Source organism: Martelella alba, from assembly GCF_005217455.1.
Classification (GTDB): domain Bacteria; phylum Pseudomonadota; class Gammaproteobacteria; order Enterobacterales; family Enterobacteriaceae; genus Acerihabitans.
This window is the reverse complement of record NZ_SZPQ01000134.1, coordinates 1-1,236: the sequence shown is the minus strand read 5'-3', so window position 1 is coordinate 1,236 and position 1,236 is coordinate 1. Positions and strand designations below refer to the sequence as shown.

At 42.3% G+C, this 1,236-nt stretch carries 2 protein-coding genes; both read left to right on the top strand.

Translation table 11 applies throughout. From position 1 onward, the window contains the following. Positions 1–485 precede the first annotated feature (485 nt). Positions 486–713 carry a type II toxin-antitoxin system Phd/YefM family antitoxin gene (locus FCN80_RS26025; RefSeq protein ID WP_004114519.1) on the top strand — a complete coding sequence of 76 codons (228 nt, stop codon included), beginning with the start codon at positions 486–488 and terminating at the stop codon, positions 711–713. Positions 714–736: 23 nt separating this feature from the next. After that, positions 737–1,084, top strand: a complete 348-nt coding sequence (locus FCN80_RS26020; RefSeq protein ID WP_136993256.1) for an addiction module toxin RelE — start codon at positions 737–739, stop codon at positions 1,082–1,084. Positions 1,085–1,236: the final 152 nt, after the last annotated feature.

The following is a 1,236-nucleotide window of genomic DNA, read 5'->3' as shown; positions in this document are numbered from 1 at the left end:
CTTCACACCAATGCAGCATATTCAGCGCATGACCTGATTCTACTTATCACCTCCGTTAAAAATGGGGGGATTACCCTCGCTCATTGAGGTCCTTTATATTTGGGGCTTAGCCCTTCATCGTCATAGGAATCATAGGCATCTACCCACATCCTCACCAGTGTTCAGAGGATGTTAAAACGTGCAGATGTTAACTGATAACCTTCGTAGTAGTGAAGGTGAATGCCCCACATTTTGGTTTCGTAAAACCATAAAAAACTTGCCCACTAAAATAAAACATGCTAAGGGGTTGACACTGGTCTTAATTAGGTCTAAATTAAGACCACCTTCGGGTAACCCCATGCGGATGGGGTCACAATATGATGATTGAACTAAAAGCGGCTTAAGTGCCGATGATTTGTTGACCACTTAGCGTCAGCACGGAGTTAAATGATACTCAAATGAAATGAGTTGCTTCGTTAAATAGAGGTTTATTAAGAGGAAAGACTATGAGAGTCGAAACCATTAGTTATCTGAAAAAGCACGCCGCGGTGCTTGATCTTGCAGAGCCATTATTGGTCACACAAAACGGTGTGCCCGCTTATGTTGTTGAGTCGTATGAAGAGCGCTTGAAAAGAGATAATGCAATCGCATTGCTGAAACTCTTAACTATCTCTGAAAAGGACAAAAGCGAGGGACGCACGTATAGTCGTGACCAGTTAATGGCAAGTCTTTAATACTTGCTATGACTGGAGGGCACATGCCTAAAAGCAACACAAAAAAAGGTGTTATTTACACCGAAACGTTCAAACTCACTGCTCGCAATCTTTTGAATTTTCTTTCGACCAGTGTTGAAGAGCCAAAAGAAGTACTTAATAAACAACTCGATGAGTTTGAAAAGAAAGTTGATGTTTTCCCTGAGAGTTGTCAGTTTTCACCTGACTTGCTTGAATTAGGCTGTGACCGTTATCGTGAATGTATTACCAGGGGTGGTTATCGCATCCTTTACTCCTACGATACAGAACAGGAGGAACTAACTGCCCATGTCATTCTTGGCAAGCGACAGTCAGTCCTTCAGTGTCTTTTCGAGAGACTAATCGCTTTGTAAAAGCAGATGAATGAAGCCACTTTAGTGGCTTTAATTTTATCTGCGATTTTTTACCAGCCGATTGTTAACTTGAGTGTAAGCGTGTGCCCAGCGCCGTATTGACAGTTATTCAGCAGGGATGTTGAGGTTCCACGGCAGAAGATCTTTGACCT